The organism is Acidobacteriota bacterium, assembly GCA_040754075.1.
Taxonomy (GTDB): Bacteria; Acidobacteriota; Blastocatellia; order UBA7656; family UBA7656; genus JBFMDH01.
The window spans coordinates 272,214-288,622 of sequence record JBFMDH010000004.1; the positions used below are offsets into that span (position 1 = coordinate 272,214).

Here is a 16,409-nt window from a genome sequence, read left to right on the forward strand (position 1 = left end):
CCTTAGTAGGAGTCCTCCAAAACAGAGGCTCTTACCTTATTTATTAAGAGAGGGTTTTGACCCAAACCCTCAAAGGGCTAATCACTCAGATTAGGTGTAAGAGAAGGTATTTACTTTCACGTTGACGAGCTTCTTAGCTCCATCCTGGAAGGTCTTCTTTCCAAACAGGGTGTAAGGAATTACCTTGTAACCGAGTCGGGCTTCTGCCTTCTCGATCTGGACGGTCGGCTGCTTCTGGATCACAAAGTCAACCGCACCCTTTTCACCAAACATCAACTGGTTCATACAAAGAGTTGTAGACCAGCCATCGGTAGTGTCAGTGAGCGTGTCAGAAACAACTACGCCGCCAGCGCCACGATAGGTAATGTTCATCCAGTCTGAACCAGGAACGTCAGTGGCAGTTAAACCATAGAATTTCACTTGGTCATCGTTGGCTAAAGCAACCTGAGTGGAGTTGGTTGTACCAGGGGCATTGAACAGCGCAGCCAAGTTGACGCGGGTAGCATCAACGTTAGCGCCGATCAATACGTTTCCAGCGGTAGAACCGATGGAAGAAACAAAGGTGATGGTTACACCGTTGAATACAATCGTATCGTTAGCGGTTGGCTGAGTGGCTAAGTTCAAACGTCCAGTCCAGTAGGTAGCATTGGAAACGAACAAGTCGAACCCAAAGTATTTACCCATAGAACCGTTTTCGCCGGTTCTGTCACCTAAGACAGATTCTTTACCAGCCAAGTATTCAAGCAAGGTCTGGTAAACGTCAGGGGTCAAGTTGGCAAACATATTGCCCATCTTGACGTTCCTGCGGGCGAGCTTCTTCTGAGCAAGGGCAAACATCTTTTGGATATTTGCAGGAGTAATCGTTGCGGCCTGAGCAGCAGTGCCACCGAAATCAGCAGCATCAATGGTGTTGGTCGCATTGGTTACTTCAGCGAGGTAGTAGCCGTCAATGATGTGGTTAAGGTCTTTAACCGTATCAGCGGTGTACTGCTCGCGGGTGTCGTAGTGTGACTGGATCGCATCGAGGTCATCAACGTAGAACGGAAGCACTGGGGTCTTATCAACCGTCAGGCTTTCCGCAGTATCGGTGATGTCCTTGAAGGTCACGTCACTACCACGAGTGTATTCGGCAGGAACGATGTTGGAGCGGTAAACTCGCTTCACCGTGTCGCCGTCTTTGAGGTCGCTTTCCAGCCGGAAGTTCGCTTGTTTGCGAAAAACGTCCATCTTTTCCAGACGTTCCTGCATTTCGCGTCCCCACCGGGTAGGAAATGACGCAGATAGTGAGTTGGGCATCTAAGTGAGGGTTATTTAATTCTTTGAATCGGGGATTTGCCCTCTTTGTGTTCTCTTACCCAAGCGTTGTACTTCTCAAAGGTAGCCGAATCCATGTTGTCAATGTCTTTTGGATCATCGCGGTTATAGATTTCCTCAAAGTCTATGACTTCGGTGGCCTGAGTGCCGCCTTGTGAAGACTCAGCACTCGATTTCCCCGGCTCTATCTCAGGCTTGATAAAGCCAAAATAGAGTTCGGAAAGTTCCTTTTGGAAGTACGGTTCGCCGTCAGGTGCTTTCTCAGTTGAGTAAGCAAGAGCTAAGAGCTTTTCTCTGACTTTTGGATCAGTGAATTGCTCATCCGGGAAAGTTTTGGCAAGGGAATCTACTCGCGCATTAAACGCTTTCAACTCTTCCTGTTGTTCTTTCTCAGCTTTTCGCTCCTCTAGTAGCTCCTGGACTTCTTTGGGAAGCTCAGGATTCAAACCATCGCGGGCCGTTGCCACGATGTCAGCAAGGATTTCCTCATCAAGACCATACTTTTCAGCAAGTGCCTTGATTTTGTCGTCCGCCTGTACAGAAGCCGGTTGCTCTGAGAGCTTTTTAATTTGCTCTTTAAGCTGGTCGTTTTCCGTCTTGAGGTCGTGATTCTTGGATAAGAGATCAGCAATGGGCTTTGGCTTTTTGGTAAATTTACCTTCAGGATCGCGCGGTTGTCCCTCATCGGCTTTGGGTGCCTCAGCAGGATCAGCCACTTTATCCTCAGTCTTAGCCTCGACTGGCTTTTCTGGCTCTTTGGGAGCCTCAGTTTGCTCTGGAGCTTTTTCAGGTTCTTTTGGGTCCTGCGGCTGCTCAGCCGGTTCGTCCTCATACTTCACGCCCGGTACTGGGTCGAAGTTGTCAGACGGTTCTGGATTTGGCATAGGTACTCCTATGGATTAATTGTTTGGGTTGCCGTTCTCTCGGCAAGAAATGGATTAAGGCTCCAAGTAAGCCTTTGCCCTTTTGGGTTGTGGGCTAACAAAAAGAGCCACCTTTCGGTGACTCAAAGCTGAACCTAATGAGAACAATCACGAAACTCATTAGGTATCAACGCTGAATACCCAAAGGGTGTGATTGTTTTTAGTTGGTTTGGAAAGAGCTATCTGACTGATCCGCCGATTTTGCCGGCAAACTGGTTAGCTAACTTCTCGGCATCTTCGCCGTGATCCTCTAAAGAATAGGTGCGGACATAGCCACCGTCTCTGGTATAAACATCAAAGGATGTTTTAGCCTCTTTTGCTACCTTGGCCGCTTCAATCGCAGCGTAGATTTCATCCGCTGTCATCTCAGCAGTAATAGCCAATTCCGCCTTAGCAGCAGCCTTACGAGCTTTCTCAAGCTCTTTTTCGGCGGCAGCCTTTACTTTGGCAGCCTCGACTAAGGCGTTTAATTCCTCAGCCGTGGTTTCTTCTTTGAATTCCACGCCAAGTTTGGTTGCGGCTTTACGAAGAGCGGTTAGCTCTTTCTTAGCCTGCTTTTCTTGTTCTGTCATATGGTTTGATTACTGATTAATTGTTTCAAAAGTGCCTAATGGCTTTCTAATCCGTCCAATGCTCGTATTGAGCCAAGCGTGGCTTTTACCAAGGGTAATGCTCTCTATGCTGTAGACCACATAGCCAATGCGGTGTCGCTGCACAAAGTACCTGAACCACTTTCGGAGTAAGAACAATATAAATCTCATTTGTTTATTACTTGGTTAATTAATTTTCCAACTGCGGCGAGAAACTCTCCCGCGTGTTTATCGAACTTATCGGGCTTCACAAGCTCTCGCAAGGTGCTATCTGTGAACGCTCCATACTTCACTTTCCCCTTGTAAGAAACAATGACCATACCTTTCTTTATGTCTGCTGAGATCATCAGGAAGTTTCGCTTGGTAACTCCAATATGAGGGATTGAGCTAAACGCTGCTTTAATTCTGTTGAGAACGCCCATAATCTAGGTCTTTAATAATATCCTGCCTCAATTCTTCTTTGGCTTTACCGTTAAAGAGGGAAGTGAAATTGTCACAAATATCTATCTTGGCAAATAGCGCGTCTCTTTGTCGGTCGGTTAGCTCTCGGTTGGTCTTTAGCTGCTGTTCGCAATGCTCCACCTGAAACTGCATATACTCGTAAAACTCTTTGATAACCGGATTCTCGATGGCCTTTTCTTTCATCAAGAGTTCTGATAAACGCTCCTCATACTGTGCTACGAGTTTTCTATCCTCTGCTTGAAAGCTCGGATCAGAAACCAGTTGTTTTAGCTGTTCGAGTTCAATCATTGCTTTCTAAAATCCCTTAATACTTGCTCAACAATATATTCGACTCCATACGCCACCACTTCATCATTATCTGCATTAAATGGAATTCCCATTGTCTGATATATCTGGATTACAGAATGTAGTGCTTCGTGGGCTAGAGTAGCGATTCCAGATGGGTTAGTAGGAGCATTCTTAAGCCATAGAATAGTCTGGTTTGTTCCGAAATGGAGAGTTTTCCCCACTCTTCCAGGTTCCCACGCTTCGTGATCCAGAGTTCTTAGGTGGTACTTTCTTTCTAAGTAAACCCTAACTTCATCCAACTCCATCCCCTGACATACAAGAATATCGTAGGGGAACAAACCGAGCTTAAGCAGCTTATAATACTTCCGTTTCTTCATACCAAGGGCTTCTTACTTGTCGTTCTAAATATTCCTTCATACTTGTGGGGCTATTTCAGGGCTTAATTGCTGTGAACGGCTCAAAGTACCGCCTGGGGTGTTTGGTGCGCTCTGCGGGGCATCTTCAGCGTCTGGCGAGCCATATAGCTGTTCCGTAGCTGACGGTGGCTGCGGCATCGCTCCCCTTTGGGCCATCATCTGTACTGCTTTTCTGGCTGCGTTCTCCTGAGCAATAGGGAGATGGACTTCAACAATTTCCATCAGCTTATTGAATTTGTCCATCGGAAGATCGGTATCAATGGCGTAATCAAGAATCTTCTGGCAAAAAGCAGTATTCGCGCCCCGGTTGACCTTGTAGGGCTTACTAGCTAGACAATCCTGAATCATCTGTGAGGCTTCAGCTAATATCTCGCGGTTGCCCTCATTCTCTTTATCAAAGGCCATACGAATTTCATCCTCGTCAACTCCTCCGGCTCGGAACTTGGTTTCAGCCCGCCAGCGCGGAGAAGTTATCGCTAATTCATCTTCAGCCAGTCCTTCCATAATCTCTTTTAGGCGCTGCTTCTTTACTTCATCAGCTTGCATCTCAGCATTGCCGCCTTCGACTCGGATATTCCAGTTTGGGTTTACTTCAATGCGCTTGATCTCATCCCACTCTGCGCCCTTCTCGCCAATGATCCGAACAGCCATAGGAGCGCGTAAGTGTTCAAACAATCCCCAAAGGTATCTTCGGCCAATAGCAGCCCAGGCTTTCTTATAGCTCTTGTTGTATAAGCCTAAGCGGTCGGCTACCTGCTGCATATTGCCGTAGTAAATACCTACCTTGTCTTCGCTGCTCTGGCCTTGCGTGTCTGCGGTAACGCCGGTCTTCTGGCCAATGACATTATCAATGTATTGGACTAGGTTAATTGTGCCGTTTAATTCAGGGGTTTCAAATTGGTAGATACCGTCTTGAATGCGCTTTGCGCCAACATTCTTGAATTTAACTAGACCATCAGGTCGCCAATTCAACTCGGCTGGATCAGCTATCAAGTTAGTGTCATAGCCACGCATCCCCCAGTTCTTCTTATTGCGGTTATCCAGTTCCTGATTAACCAGGATTCTAGCCATTTCTGCTAGAGGCACGATGTCATCAACCGGAGCCTTAGACCAGAAGTTGAAAATGTCTCGGTGAGTAGCCCAGGAAGGATAAGGTGATAGGTCAGACTTAAATACTTCGGTTAATGGGCAAACCTTTACACCCAGCCCGGTTTCGTAGTTGAAAAGAACATACTGCTTTACGCCATTCCAAGTGGTGAACCCCTCAATCAGCTTATACAATGCCTGACCTGCGTAGTTGTGAGTAATACCATCCATCCCAAGTGCCATCATTCGGCTTTGCTTGGATTGGTACATATTGTCATTCTGGACCAACTTATCAGCCGAGGTTGCATTAATCAGTTTTTGGACTGTTTCTTTGTCATATCCACGTTCTTTTACCCCTTCTTTTAAATCCTCCCTACTCTTAAAGAGATTATCTTCATAATCGAAGCGATGTTTATTGAAATCACCGCCGCCAATCGGGTCAGCAACGAAATCATAAACGTCAACCACCTTCAAATTGCTTCTGTATTTAGGCTTTGATTCAGACCAAAACTTAAAGATTGCTCGCCCATACAGAATTGCCTGCTTCTTGGCGTCGAGGTCAATCATATCCCAATCGTGGTCTTCGTTCTGGCTCTCTGCTTCGTAGAAGGCTTGAACTTTCTTTGCTGCCTTGTAATCCGCTTCCTCAGCCTGTTCAAACTTCAAAGACGGTGGATCATCAATCTTGGATAACAAAGTCTCAACAAAGCCGGGCACAATCGGGATCGGCACGTTATAGCGTTGCTTTAGGCTCTTGGTCTGCTTGTTGAAATACTGGTCCTCTGCCAGCTTCCAAGCTGCCTCGCGCTGATGCCTGAATTGCAAACCAGCGTCGTATTCGGCGCGAGCTTGTTTAACGATTTGTTGTTTCTCACTATCCATAGTATTGCGTGTCTGCCTCCCACTGAGGCTGTACATAAGGCTTAAAATCTTCATTGACCATCTGGTCTTCTACCAGCGCAGTGTATCTGTGTTCATCGGCTCCGTGACTGGTCCAGTCGTGAAGCGGCTTATCCTTAAAAATCTTCTTATCTTCATCGTACTCTTTCGTGTATTGGGGAATTAATCGGAGCCAGTCTTTGCAGTTAGTCTTATCAACCCAGAGCTTCCTGAAGAGTCTCCTGCCGGCTTCTATACCATCCTGTACGGGTAGATTCGGGACTATCTCAAACTCGATACCTAATTCCTTGGCCACTTCCCAGCGGCTTTTGCCGGTCCCTAGCTCTCGTACCTGAATGTCGTGCGGGGCAAAATGTTTGCCGTAGGTATAGGGTTTTTCCTTTACGAGCTTGATTGCTTCTGCGAGTCCTTTTCCGGTGAATTCGAGGTAGTCAATCTTTCGTCGTTCGAGTCCAACGGCCTGGTAAAATCCAATTGCCATTGAATCTCTGATCCCCAAGTCCCAAACGGTGTGGACAAGAACCGATGGATCATAAGGTACGTTAGTGAACCGACCAGCTTTCTCTGCTTCGTCATATTCTTTCCAATAATAGGCTCCCATAATGGCTGCGGTGAATGAACAATAATATTCCTGCTGGATCATTTCTTCGGCCATCCCTGACTCCCGTTCTTCCTGAATAACCTCTGGGCTTATAATGCCGGTGTCATCTACGGTGAGCTTCTGTACAAACCATTTCGGATTCTCCCTAGCCATTTCATATAGGTCGTAACCGTGATTCTTACCTCTTGGAGTGTAATTAAAGATTGCCCACCCGCCGTTTTCTGCCAGTATCGGCCTGATGAAATCCCAGACTTTCGGGTTTTGAAGAGCATATTCTGAGAACACACAGCCAACAGGGTTAGTACCTACAATCGAATCATAATCATCTGTGCCGATAATCTGGAAGACCGAGTTATTCTTGAACTCGATCAGCATTTCAGTGTTATCCGTTCGCTGTCTGAGTTCTTGCGGAAAGTGGTCAGTAAACTTGAAGCCGTCCTTGTCCATTCCTTTCCAGAGGATCTTCTTGCCTTGCTTGTAGGTCGGGAAAAAGTAGTAGTAGGTTCCTACCCGTTCCATCATCTTCTTGGCTACCAGATTGACTAGAGTTTTATCTTTTCCACAGCGACGATGCCAGAGGATGACGGCGCGTTTGATTCCATTATCAACTGCTTGTAAAAGAGGTAACTGGTAGTCTCTAGGTGTGAACTTGTGGGGGAGGATTATTTCCATAGGAGACAATTTTCACGATTACTTCTCCGTCATCTCCTGTACCGGCTATCTTCGTTACCGCTTTACCAAAGGCTCTATCCATCAATGAATCAATAGCCTTGTTATCTGGGGTCTTAGTCGTAATGTAGTAGTAGGTATCTTCGGTATTACCGTCTAGGTATGCTTTGATCTCTTCTGGATCGGTTACCAAAACGTGTTCCTCGCGCTTCTTACTCCCTTCACCAATTTGGTCAACTCGATACAAGTAAGAGCATCCTTCAGCGATAGATATTTGGGCGTTAAAGAGTTTGTCCACATTCTGAATAACCCTGTTGATAAACTGATCCTCTGCTGCTTTCTTTTCCAGGGTTGTTTTGTTCAGGGAGCCTTTCTTGCGTCCCGCTCCTTTTCTCTTACCGCCCTTCATATTGATTTCTTTATCTATTTATCAAAACTATTTATTTCCATACTTCTCTAAATATCTCTCTTGTACCTCTGCGACGGTAGGTATGTCTCCTGTCTCTTTCTTCAGTTCGTTGTAGCAGTCCAATAATAGCTGTTCTGTTTTAGTCTGTTTCTTCACGAAATTTTATTTGGCTTATTTAAGGAGATGATCACGATGAATCTGTATTACGCTGAATATCCACAATACTTGTCAATTGACACTGTAACTGTAAACTGTTAATATAATTACAGATAGCTGGGGGAGCGGACAACGAATTGAAAGCCAACTAGAGATTCAAAAGCCGTTCTCCCCCTAACTCCTTAAAGCTCATTCGAGCGGAAATAAATAATCATATGAAGCTAGAAGAAATCTTTGTCAGCAAACTTGTGAGTGAAAATGAAGGGGGAGATTCAAACCAGTATGAGTATATCGGTTTATCTCGCGCTATTAATAAGTACGGCCAGTATTGCCGAAACTTTGAACACTTCTATCGCTCTCCTAAACTGAATATGCCTGAGCGTTCAGAGCTAAAATTCAAAACATTTGACGAATGGCTATTAACCGAAATCTAATCAATTAACGCCTAACGGCAGAAACAAAACATATGGCAGTGGATACAAAAGCAGTCCTGCGAGACTATAAATCGCTTATCAAAAAAGGTCGGAAACGCTTCATCAGTGCGTTGGCTCGAAAGCATAACTGCTCTCGGACCTACATCTACAAAATTATTAAAGAATCTCAACCTGTATGAAAGACCTGTTCTACCTGATTTTGCTAGTCATTATGTTTTTTGGCTTCGTTTATCTGGCTACCAGACCAACCGAAGCCGAGTATCAACACTGTATGGTCACCTCAACCGACAAAGCAATCTGTGAATCATTAAAGCCCTAACTATGAGCGACTACCTAGATCAGTTTTTGAAAGAACACGAGGAAGCGGAGGAGAAAAGAAAGCGTAAAAAAGAACAAGAGAACGAAGGGAAAGCGTAGGTACATTTCCGGTAGCGGTACCAATGCCCTAAGCCTTATTTTTAGCCTCAGCTAAAATTCATATCCCTTATATCTTCATAATGGCACATCTGCAATTGCTGTCAATGGGGATAACCCTGTGGACAACTCATCATTAACCAACACAAATATGAAAAACAAAATACAACTTATCGGCTACTCCTTGACCATCGGCTTTATTCTTCTCCTGCTCATTAAAGGAACCCTAGATTATGCCCAGTGGCACTCAACGTACAGCTTTAAGATTCAGAACATCTTCTTAATCGAACCGAGAGAAACGCCGATAGCAAACCCGGTGGTAAAAGAAGCAGAAGCCAAAGAGCCAACCCTAGAGGACAGGGTACGAGATGTTTTCGGCAACCATACGGACACCTTTATGAAAATAGCCTCTGCGGAAAGCGGCCAGAACTCAGGCAACAAAGGCTATAACTGTATTTATAACGGCGAGTCTATGGCCTGTAAGAAAGGCGATGAAGCCAAGGCGTGGTCAGTAGACTGCGGATTCTTACAGGTCAATGTTCAAGGCCGAATTTGTCCTGCTGAGATGTATGACCTCGAATACAACCTGCAAGCCGCTAAAGGGAAGTTTGACCGGCAAGGGTTTCAGGCGTGGTCGGTCTGTCGTTATAAGAAAGTAATATGCAAGTAAACTATGAAGAAACCATTTGTCGCACCACTGGTAAAATGCGTGGTTAAGAATTGCCCTGGTTGGCGAACTACTACCGGCAAACCAAACCTGCTTCAGCATGTGAAAAGTATCGCCAAGTCTGAGGTGCTGAATAAACATATTATGGGTTCAGGTGAAACCATCCACGCAGACTACCTTAAGAAACATATCCACAAGTCAATCGAGACTAGGCAGAGAATTACAATTGTCTTAAAAGGTAAGACACACATCTTTGATCTAGATTAATCAACTAACAGTGCTTCATTAGCACGGTAATAACTATGAATAGAATAATCAAATTTCGAGCTTGGGATAAAAGAGAAAAAAAGATGATAGTCCCTGAAGACCTTTTTGATCCTTACAATATCCCTGTTGAGCCCGATGAGTATGGCTTTACATTAAAAAGCAAGTTCGAGCTAATGCAATTCACCGGACTCTTAGATAAGAACGGGTCGGAAATATTTGAGGGAGATATTGTATCTTGGGGTTCTTCAAGAAATATGTTCATTAAATATGAAGACAGAGGAATGTATGAATTCTGGCATACAGAAACAGAAAAAGCTCACCACTGGGGAATCTGGAATATACATAAAGAACTCGAAGTCATCGGCAACATTTATGAAAATCCAGAATTAATCATTAACCCACCTAAAGCGTATGAACCTTGTATTTAAAATAGCCTCTAAAATCGTAAAGCTAATTTTCTTACCCGTTGTACTACCAGTAGCAATAATTCTCGGTCTTGTAGTAGCAGAAGATTGGCAAGATTACCGAGATGGATTGATAGACTTAATCACATTGAACAACTAACTTCCTGCGGCCTAAGAAGCCGAATTATATGAACGAAGAATATACCTGCTCTATGTGTCAGCAAACATATCAAAAAGGTTGGTCTGATTATAAAGCTAATAAAGAGGCTGAATCCCTCTGGGACGTCGAATCTGCATCAACTAACCCAAGTATGGCAATCGTCTGTGATGACTGCTTTATTAAAATGACTGGCATCGTTAACACTAAACTCCTATGACCAGAACCCAAGACCTAGAATCAAAACAAGCACAAGAGAATCAAGTAGAAAGTTGGGAGGAAGATTTTGATAAAACGTTCGTGTTTGAGAGAGATAGCGATGCAGGCTTTGATATTCTTCTCAAATATGGTGAGAACTATAATGACGTGGCTACAGATACTGACATTAAAGCCTTCATCCGTGAAGTCCGTAGAGAGGCCCAGCTTGAAGTAATCGAGGAGCTAAAAGACGGAATGAAAGTCCCATTGGATGATGGACGCTGGCTTAATGCTTTTGACATACAAGCCCTCAAACAACACCTTAAACAACTATTCAAATTAGACCCATGACCCTCTGGACTAGATTCCTCATCTGGTACGGCCACCTCTCATCTTGCTGCACGGCTAAAACACTCTACGACGCATCCTATGATCAAACAATCTGCTCAAAATGTAAACAACGCCTATGAAAGAACCAACACCAGGATTAGAACACATTAACGACCTCAGACTATGCGGTGACTGCATTATCACCGTAGACGAAAATAAGACCTCCTAACCGGGGGCTTTCAACTTTACACTAGAGATTTGAGGCTTGCGGGTTACGGCGCGGAATAATTTGAAAATCCTAGAACGAGCACCTTGACGCAAGGGTTCGACTGCTACACTACGAGGACAAGGGAGAAAGGGGGCTACCACCCCCAGATACTCAAAACTACCACTGCCAGGACTCCCACCGCTACTGTTCTCCAACTCAAATACTTCAAGTCTCCCCAGGGATCTTTCTTCTTCCCTCCGTAATACTCTTTCTGAAGCTCCCTCAGTAGGACTACTTTCCACTTTTCCATACTCAAACCTTTCTCCCTCCTGGTCCCTATCAAGCAGTCAGGGGTTCCCTTGTGTCATAGGTCGAGTACAATGATTTTCAATTTATGCCGGGTTAAATCTCAGAGCGAGAGTTGTCCACAGGGGCAAATTGTTTAAAGCCCCTGTGTGTCAACTCGCCGCTCTTTTAGCAGACGATAGACGGACTGCTTCTCTGTGGGTTTCAGATCTACAGCCTTCCAGAATACCTCCCGGTCTTCTTTCTACGACACCCAATGACCCTCTTCCGAGGACCATTCCCATATAGGGCTTGCTGACTAACGTGCGGTTTACATAGCGTGGCACTCGAATGCCTATCGTCTATCTAAAGTATACCGCTCAAAACAGCAATGGGGCGTAAAGTTATCCCGAGCGGAGCGAGAGGGACTGCTGCAAGCCGGAATCAGGAACAAATAAGAATAGTCGGAAGATTGGGAAACCCGCATTTACCGATGAATAAAAGGATTTCCTACTGTGCGGCTATCCTCTTTATTGGAATAGTTTTGGATGTCAATTGGAAACACCATTGGAAGGTCACTCAATGGTTTCGAGCGAGTAAAATTCGACGACAGGACTCATTAACACTTCGGCTAAAGGGGTGGCGACAAGCCTAAGATGTGGGGCTACAGTAAATTGATTGTTGCGCCTAGCTTGGGCAAGGATTGGAAGGATTTCTTTGGCGTACTGAGCGGCAGTCTTCGTGATGGGTTCGTAAGGATTCTTCTGGTAATCTTGAACCGTAAAGACAACATAAAACCTACCGGGCTTGGCTAGGTACTGCTGAACCTTCTCTCTGATGTCTATCCCTTCCTGGGTGCCTCGTTCAACTTCAAAGTAAAATTGTTTGCCGAAAATCTGGAGAGCACGGTCAAAACGAAAGCCGTCTTTTTGGTCAGACTGGTGTTCCCAGATCAAAGAAAGTCCAGTCTTGCGGAAAGCAACATAGAGGTCGCCACACTCCTTTTCGTGCTTCCAGCTTTGCTCTGATACGGCCTTGCGCTTGTCGTCACTTCGTTTCCAAAAATAAATCCTCGAACCGCTTTTTTTGTTCTGGTGTAAGACCGCTATCGGCTTGGGAATTATCAGCTTCCTGTCCCACAGGGCTTTGAGGGCTTTTCTTACGGTATCCGGCTTTGCTTCCGTCAACCTTATTAGCTGTTCGGCGGTTAGGTTTGGTTCCTCTCTCAGCGCGAACAGTATCTTGTCCTTCAAATCGCTTGCGTTGTTCATTGAGTAAATCGTCTACGTCTAGGTATGTACTTTCATTATACAGTGCTTCCAAATAAGGCTTGGTATCCACTTCAATATCAGGCACGTTCGGTATCTTGATTAGCGCCGGGTCCATCTTCGACAGTTTAATAACGGCGTGCTGCTTCCTGATCTGAGACAGGGCATAGGAAACGTCCCGGTCAGCCAGCGCACCGCCATAGAACATCTTGACCACCTTTAAGCGGTCATCAGGGTTTGGAATATTAAAAGCGACTTTCAGCTTACAAAGATTCAATACCGCATCCAATACCGCTTTATCCTCAAACTGACCAAAGTATTGATGGGCGATAATGACAGCTAATCCGCTCTTTCGTTTATATGCCAAAAGGTTTGCCAGCTTCTGTGTGGCATACTGCCCAGCCTCGTCAATGTAGAGATAATACCGGCCTTTCCAGCCGTGATCCCGCAGCCGGTCTATCGAATCCACAATCTCATTGATAATCGTCGTACCTAAAAGTTTGGCGTGTATCGGCTCAAAGCCTGCGCCTGAGTACAGATTCACTAATACCACCCAGCCCTGAGATATTAAGTCGGTGAATTTGATTCCTTCCTTTGTTCCAAACATCAGTTCAAGCGTCGGGTGCTGATAGACCTCCAATCGCCTGAGCGTGGACTGAAGCTCATTTAGATACATCGCCCTAGAATTAAAAACCTCTTCAAGCGCCAGTCTATGCCTGTCCATTTCATCGGACTGTTCCAGTATTGTTTTCCGCTCCCTGATGTAGAGAGGATCAGAGAAGTATTTGGCTTCCCTGATAGTCATTCCCGCGTTCCACAGTAAAGACAGAATAGCCGTCAGGTAACGCTGAATCCTCGGAGTCTCGGACTGATCTTTATTACCAAAGGTAGTTTGAATGGCATCCCGAACATTCGATACTGAGGCTTCCTTATTTCCTTGTAGCGGGTTTATAGGAACAATTTTGTTGTAGTCATACCTAGAGGCCGGATCAATCAATAAAACCTTCTTGTGGCCGACTTTGGCGCAGTAGGCGAGGATTTTATAAACCGTATCGCCGCCGTCTGAGGAATCTAAAAAACACAGTCCATTTCCCCGGTCTATATCTTCCCGTACTAGGTGTTCTAAGAATCTGGATTTGCCTTCGCCAGTCGTGCCAATGATGTGCATATGCTCGCCGCGTTCTTCTTCGGAGAGCAATACCTGAGTAGATTCATTCTCGCCTAATAGCCGTAGCTTGTACTTGGAATTTGCCTGCTTCCACATTTCGGCGGAAGTCTGTTCGGCTTTCGGAAAACGAAAGTCTTCCTCCTTTGAATTGCCACTGAGTTTCTTATACCAGTCGGTCAAAGCAGTTCTCCAAGTTCCTTAATCTTTCGGCTATAAGTATTCATCTCGTTTTTCAATCTCTTTACCTCTGCCTTGTCATACGGGGTCGTTGCATTATCCTTCATCTCGTAATAGACCTTCATTGTTTTGGAAAGCTCGGACTGAAGCCGCTGATACATTCTAAGATTATGGGTGGTTTTGTATTCGTGCATCATTCGGTCAAGCGCAGCCTCGCGCTCCTTCATCTCGGCTTCAAGCACTCTCATTCTCTGGTGCTTACTAACTTCAATATCAGCAAGCCGCTCGGCTTCCTTCATCCGTAGGTCGCTCTTGTGATCGCGCAAGGCAATCTTCTTATCAATCTCAAGCTGCATCAAAAGGGCTTGCTGGTATGTCTCAACGGTCATCCCTTGACGGGTAGCAAGCTCGGTGACTATCGCGTGATTTCGACTTAATACAACTTCAAGCTCATGCCTGACCTTAACTAAAGTGGCTTCTCCTTGCAGCTTTATTGCTTCAACTGCCAGATGAATTTCATCATTCAATACCGTTAATAACCGCCCTCGTCCTGCGGATTTCCTCCGCTGCCAGAAGGACGTAAAAACACCACGGTCGGGGTGATACTTTTGAAGTATCTCGCCAATCTGGTCAAACATAGGGTCGGGGTCTAATGAATACTCAACGTACTTATTAGGATATTTAGCCCGTATTAGTCGGCCAACCTCAGCATCATCCATATTCCCATATTGGGAATATTTAGATTTCACTAATGCCCCTAACTCATCAACGGTCTTCATTTATTTCCTCAGAATACCCAGCGGGTCATCATCATCTTCATCAACCATCGGCCTATCTTCACTCTTGATAAAGATATAAACCGCCAAAACAACTATTACGACGCCGATGATTATATAAGTCATAGTCATCCTCTAGGAACTACCGGACGTTCTGCATTTGACCCATAGTCCCCCACTCCTGTGTTTGATACCTATATCGCAGCGTCATATCATTGCAACCTTTATCCGGTATGAAAATCTCAGCACCATCCTGTTTTCGTGCTAAAACTCCAGGGCAGTTACCTACAGAGCTTCTCCCCACTAATCGAAACTCGTGGGTCGTGCCGTTCGCCAAGCGTTCAATCCATACATCACCATTTCGAGAGAAATCCCGGCGCTTATTCCCTGTGTCGTCCTGCTCGAACATAACGTAGAAACTTGAAACCGCGTTTGAAACTGGTTGCGAGTTCTTATTGGAAACAGTGTCCCTACCACTAGGAAACCAGTTTGGCAGCTCTGTATAGATACCATAAAAAACTAATCCAATTCCGACAACAAAGAGTAAAATTGATAGCCGCTTTTGGTCCATTCATTAATCTCCAAAAGCAGCATCAATAATGTTCTTATGAACAGCGGGTCTTCCTTTTGATGCCGGGTCATACTCAAATCGTTTGATAATGATCTCGTGACTCTTCCCATTTGAGGGCGGCTGTCCATTATGCAGCCATAAGTTTATATGAACTTTCAAATCCCCCTCTGGAATTCCTCTGATCAGTTCACCGCCCATATCGTATTGCTCGCTAAAATAACCCTCCCAAATCAAATTTTGCTTCGGTGGTCGGGAGTAATGTCCGTGGATACTGGTGTATTCGACAGCATAATCATTCCAATCAATAACGTGCGTCGTATAGTTTCCGGCAAGTTTCATGTTAAACCGCTCTTTTGTGACCTCCATATCCCGCATCACATACTGGGCGTTTCGTGACTTCTCCTTACCCCAGCGGGAGAACTCTATATCTATTTCGTTCTTGTCATTCTTATAAAGGAACAGGCCCAGCACCACATTCTTATCAAGCTGATCAATCCTGCCATCCACATAGAAACGGTACTTGCCATACCCAAGCGGCTTCGCCAGCTTCACCTCGGCGCATTTCCAGTGATTGTGTCGCTCTGCCACTTTTAGGTGTAGACCCGTTTCATCAACCCAAACGTGGTTCTCTGACCACCAGTTGTTGCCCGGTCCTTTCGGGCGGCTGCCTGACTTGACAACCCATTCATAGCCTGAAAAATTTACTATTTTCATAAGTAACCCGCAGGCGGGATTATACCTAATTGACAAGGGGTGTTAGAATAGCGTTTTTGAGGAGTACCTATGGATACGCCACTGAGACGGAAATACGAAGAAGAGCTAAAGGAACTAAAGACACAAGCTGATACATTTCACAAACTCCTGAATAAAGATCCGCTTCCTAGAAACTGGTATCAAGAATTCAAGAATCTCCAAGCATTAGCGAGGGCGTTGAACGAAACTGAGAAAATGAAACAGACGGAAGAAGATATAATCAAGAGCCGTTGATAAAATGTACCCAAAAACGTACCCACAAGGCGTGGGGAAAAGGCGCAAAAATAAGGCATCTTTCTTGAGCTAAGATGCCTCGGTTTTGGTAAGTGTTTTATTGCTGATAACTTAGCCGAAATTAGGAGAAGACGATGAGCCTGTCACGTCGGAGGTCGCGGGTTCGAGTCCCGTCGGCTCCGCCATTAAATAAAAAGCCGTCCTTCGGGGCGGCTTTCGTGTTTTTTAAGAATTCGATTTAGCTTTTGAGCTTGTCCGCTTATTTTCGGATTTCCTTACAGCGA

At 45.2% G+C, this 16,409-nt stretch carries 17 protein-coding genes; 5 read left to right on the top strand and 12 right to left on the bottom strand.

The window, feature by feature from the left end; all coding sequences use genetic code 11:
• Positions 1 to 90: 90 nt before the first annotated feature.
• The 8 genes from AB1757_06815 to AB1757_06850 form a co-directional block, all read right to left on the bottom strand.
• A complete protein-coding gene (locus tag AB1757_06815) occupies positions 91 to 1,248 on the bottom strand; it encodes a hypothetical protein (GenBank protein MEW6126732.1) in 1,158 nt (385 codons plus the stop codon).
• A gap of 59 nt (positions 1,249 to 1,307) precedes the next feature.
• Positions 1,308 to 2,198 carry a hypothetical protein gene (locus tag AB1757_06820; protein ID MEW6126733.1) on the bottom strand — a complete coding sequence of 297 codons (891 nt, stop codon included), beginning with the start codon at positions 2,196 to 2,198 and terminating at the stop codon, positions 1,308 to 1,310.
• 218 nt (positions 2,199 to 2,416) lie between these two features.
• Positions 2,417 to 2,809, bottom strand: coding sequence for a hypothetical protein (locus tag AB1757_06825; GenBank protein MEW6126734.1), 393 nt, complete (start codon positions 2,807 to 2,809; stop codon positions 2,417 to 2,419).
• 417 nt (positions 2,810 to 3,226) lie between these two features.
• Positions 3,227 to 3,577, bottom strand: a complete 351-nt coding sequence (locus tag AB1757_06830) for a hypothetical protein (protein ID MEW6126735.1) — start codon at positions 3,575 to 3,577, stop codon at positions 3,227 to 3,229.
• Positions 3,574 to 3,954: a hypothetical protein gene (locus AB1757_06835; GenBank protein MEW6126736.1), complete on the bottom strand. Its 381-nt coding sequence runs from the start codon at positions 3,952 to 3,954 to the stop codon at positions 3,574 to 3,576. The genes AB1757_06830 and AB1757_06835 overlap by 4 nt, the downstream gene beginning before the upstream one ends.
• Positions 3,955 to 3,990: 36 nt before the next feature.
• A complete protein-coding gene (locus AB1757_06840; protein ID MEW6126737.1) occupies positions 3,991 to 5,961 on the bottom strand; it encodes a hypothetical protein in 1,971 nt (656 codons plus the stop codon).
• Positions 5,954 to 7,252, bottom strand: coding sequence for a hypothetical protein (locus AB1757_06845; GenBank protein MEW6126738.1), 1,299 nt, complete (start codon positions 7,250 to 7,252; stop codon positions 5,954 to 5,956). Before AB1757_06845 ends, AB1757_06840 begins: the two co-directional genes overlap by 8 nt.
• Complete coding sequence (locus AB1757_06850; protein ID MEW6126739.1) at positions 7,218 to 7,658, bottom strand: hypothetical protein; 441 nt, start codon at positions 7,656 to 7,658, stop codon at positions 7,218 to 7,220. Before AB1757_06850 ends, AB1757_06845 begins: the two co-directional genes overlap by 35 nt.
• Positions 7,659 to 8,029: 371 nt before the next feature.
• On the opposite strand from AB1757_06850, the gene AB1757_06855 reads away from it, so the two are divergent.
• The 4 genes from AB1757_06855 to AB1757_06870 all read left to right on the top strand — a co-directional run bounded on the left by AB1757_06855 (position 8,030) and on the right by AB1757_06870 (position 10,706).
• Positions 8,030 to 8,248, top strand: a complete 219-nt coding sequence (locus AB1757_06855; GenBank protein ID MEW6126740.1) for a hypothetical protein — start codon at positions 8,030 to 8,032, stop codon at positions 8,246 to 8,248.
• A 535-nt stretch (positions 8,249 to 8,783) separates the two neighbouring features.
• Positions 8,784 to 9,332: a hypothetical protein gene (locus AB1757_06860; GenBank protein ID MEW6126741.1), complete on the top strand. Its 549-nt coding sequence runs from the start codon at positions 8,784 to 8,786 to the stop codon at positions 9,330 to 9,332.
• A 299-nt stretch (positions 9,333 to 9,631) separates the two neighbouring features.
• Positions 9,632 to 10,024, top strand: coding sequence for a YopX family protein (locus AB1757_06865; GenBank protein ID MEW6126742.1), 393 nt, complete (start codon positions 9,632 to 9,634; stop codon positions 10,022 to 10,024).
• A 349-nt stretch (positions 10,025 to 10,373) separates the two neighbouring features.
• Entirely contained in the window at positions 10,374 to 10,706 is a 333-nt protein-coding gene (locus tag AB1757_06870) for a hypothetical protein (protein ID MEW6126743.1), read from the top strand.
• Positions 10,707 to 11,753: 1,047 nt separating this feature from the next.
• Here AB1757_06870 and AB1757_06875 read toward each other — a convergent pair.
• The 4 genes from AB1757_06875 to AB1757_06890 form a co-directional block, all read right to left on the bottom strand.
• On the bottom strand, positions 11,754 to 12,134 hold the full coding sequence (locus AB1757_06875) for a hypothetical protein (protein MEW6126744.1): 381 nt from the start codon (positions 12,132 to 12,134) through the stop codon (positions 11,754 to 11,756).
• A 91-nt stretch (positions 12,135 to 12,225) separates the two neighbouring features.
• Positions 12,226 to 13,794 carry a hypothetical protein gene (locus tag AB1757_06880; protein MEW6126745.1) on the bottom strand — a complete coding sequence of 523 codons (1,569 nt, stop codon included), beginning with the start codon at positions 13,792 to 13,794 and terminating at the stop codon, positions 12,226 to 12,228.
• A complete protein-coding gene (locus AB1757_06885; GenBank protein ID MEW6126746.1) occupies positions 13,791 to 14,570 on the bottom strand; it encodes a hypothetical protein in 780 nt (259 codons plus the stop codon). The genes AB1757_06880 and AB1757_06885 overlap by 4 nt, the downstream gene beginning before the upstream one ends.
• 571 nt (positions 14,571 to 15,141) lie before the next feature.
• Complete coding sequence (locus AB1757_06890) at positions 15,142 to 15,852, bottom strand: hypothetical protein (protein ID MEW6126747.1); 711 nt, start codon at positions 15,850 to 15,852, stop codon at positions 15,142 to 15,144.
• Positions 15,853 to 15,921: 69 nt separating this feature from the next.
• On the opposite strand from AB1757_06890, the gene AB1757_06895 reads away from it, so the two are divergent.
• On the top strand, positions 15,922 to 16,125 hold the full coding sequence (locus AB1757_06895) for a hypothetical protein (GenBank protein ID MEW6126748.1): 204 nt from the start codon (positions 15,922 to 15,924) through the stop codon (positions 16,123 to 16,125).
• Positions 16,126 to 16,409: the final 284 nt, after the last annotated feature.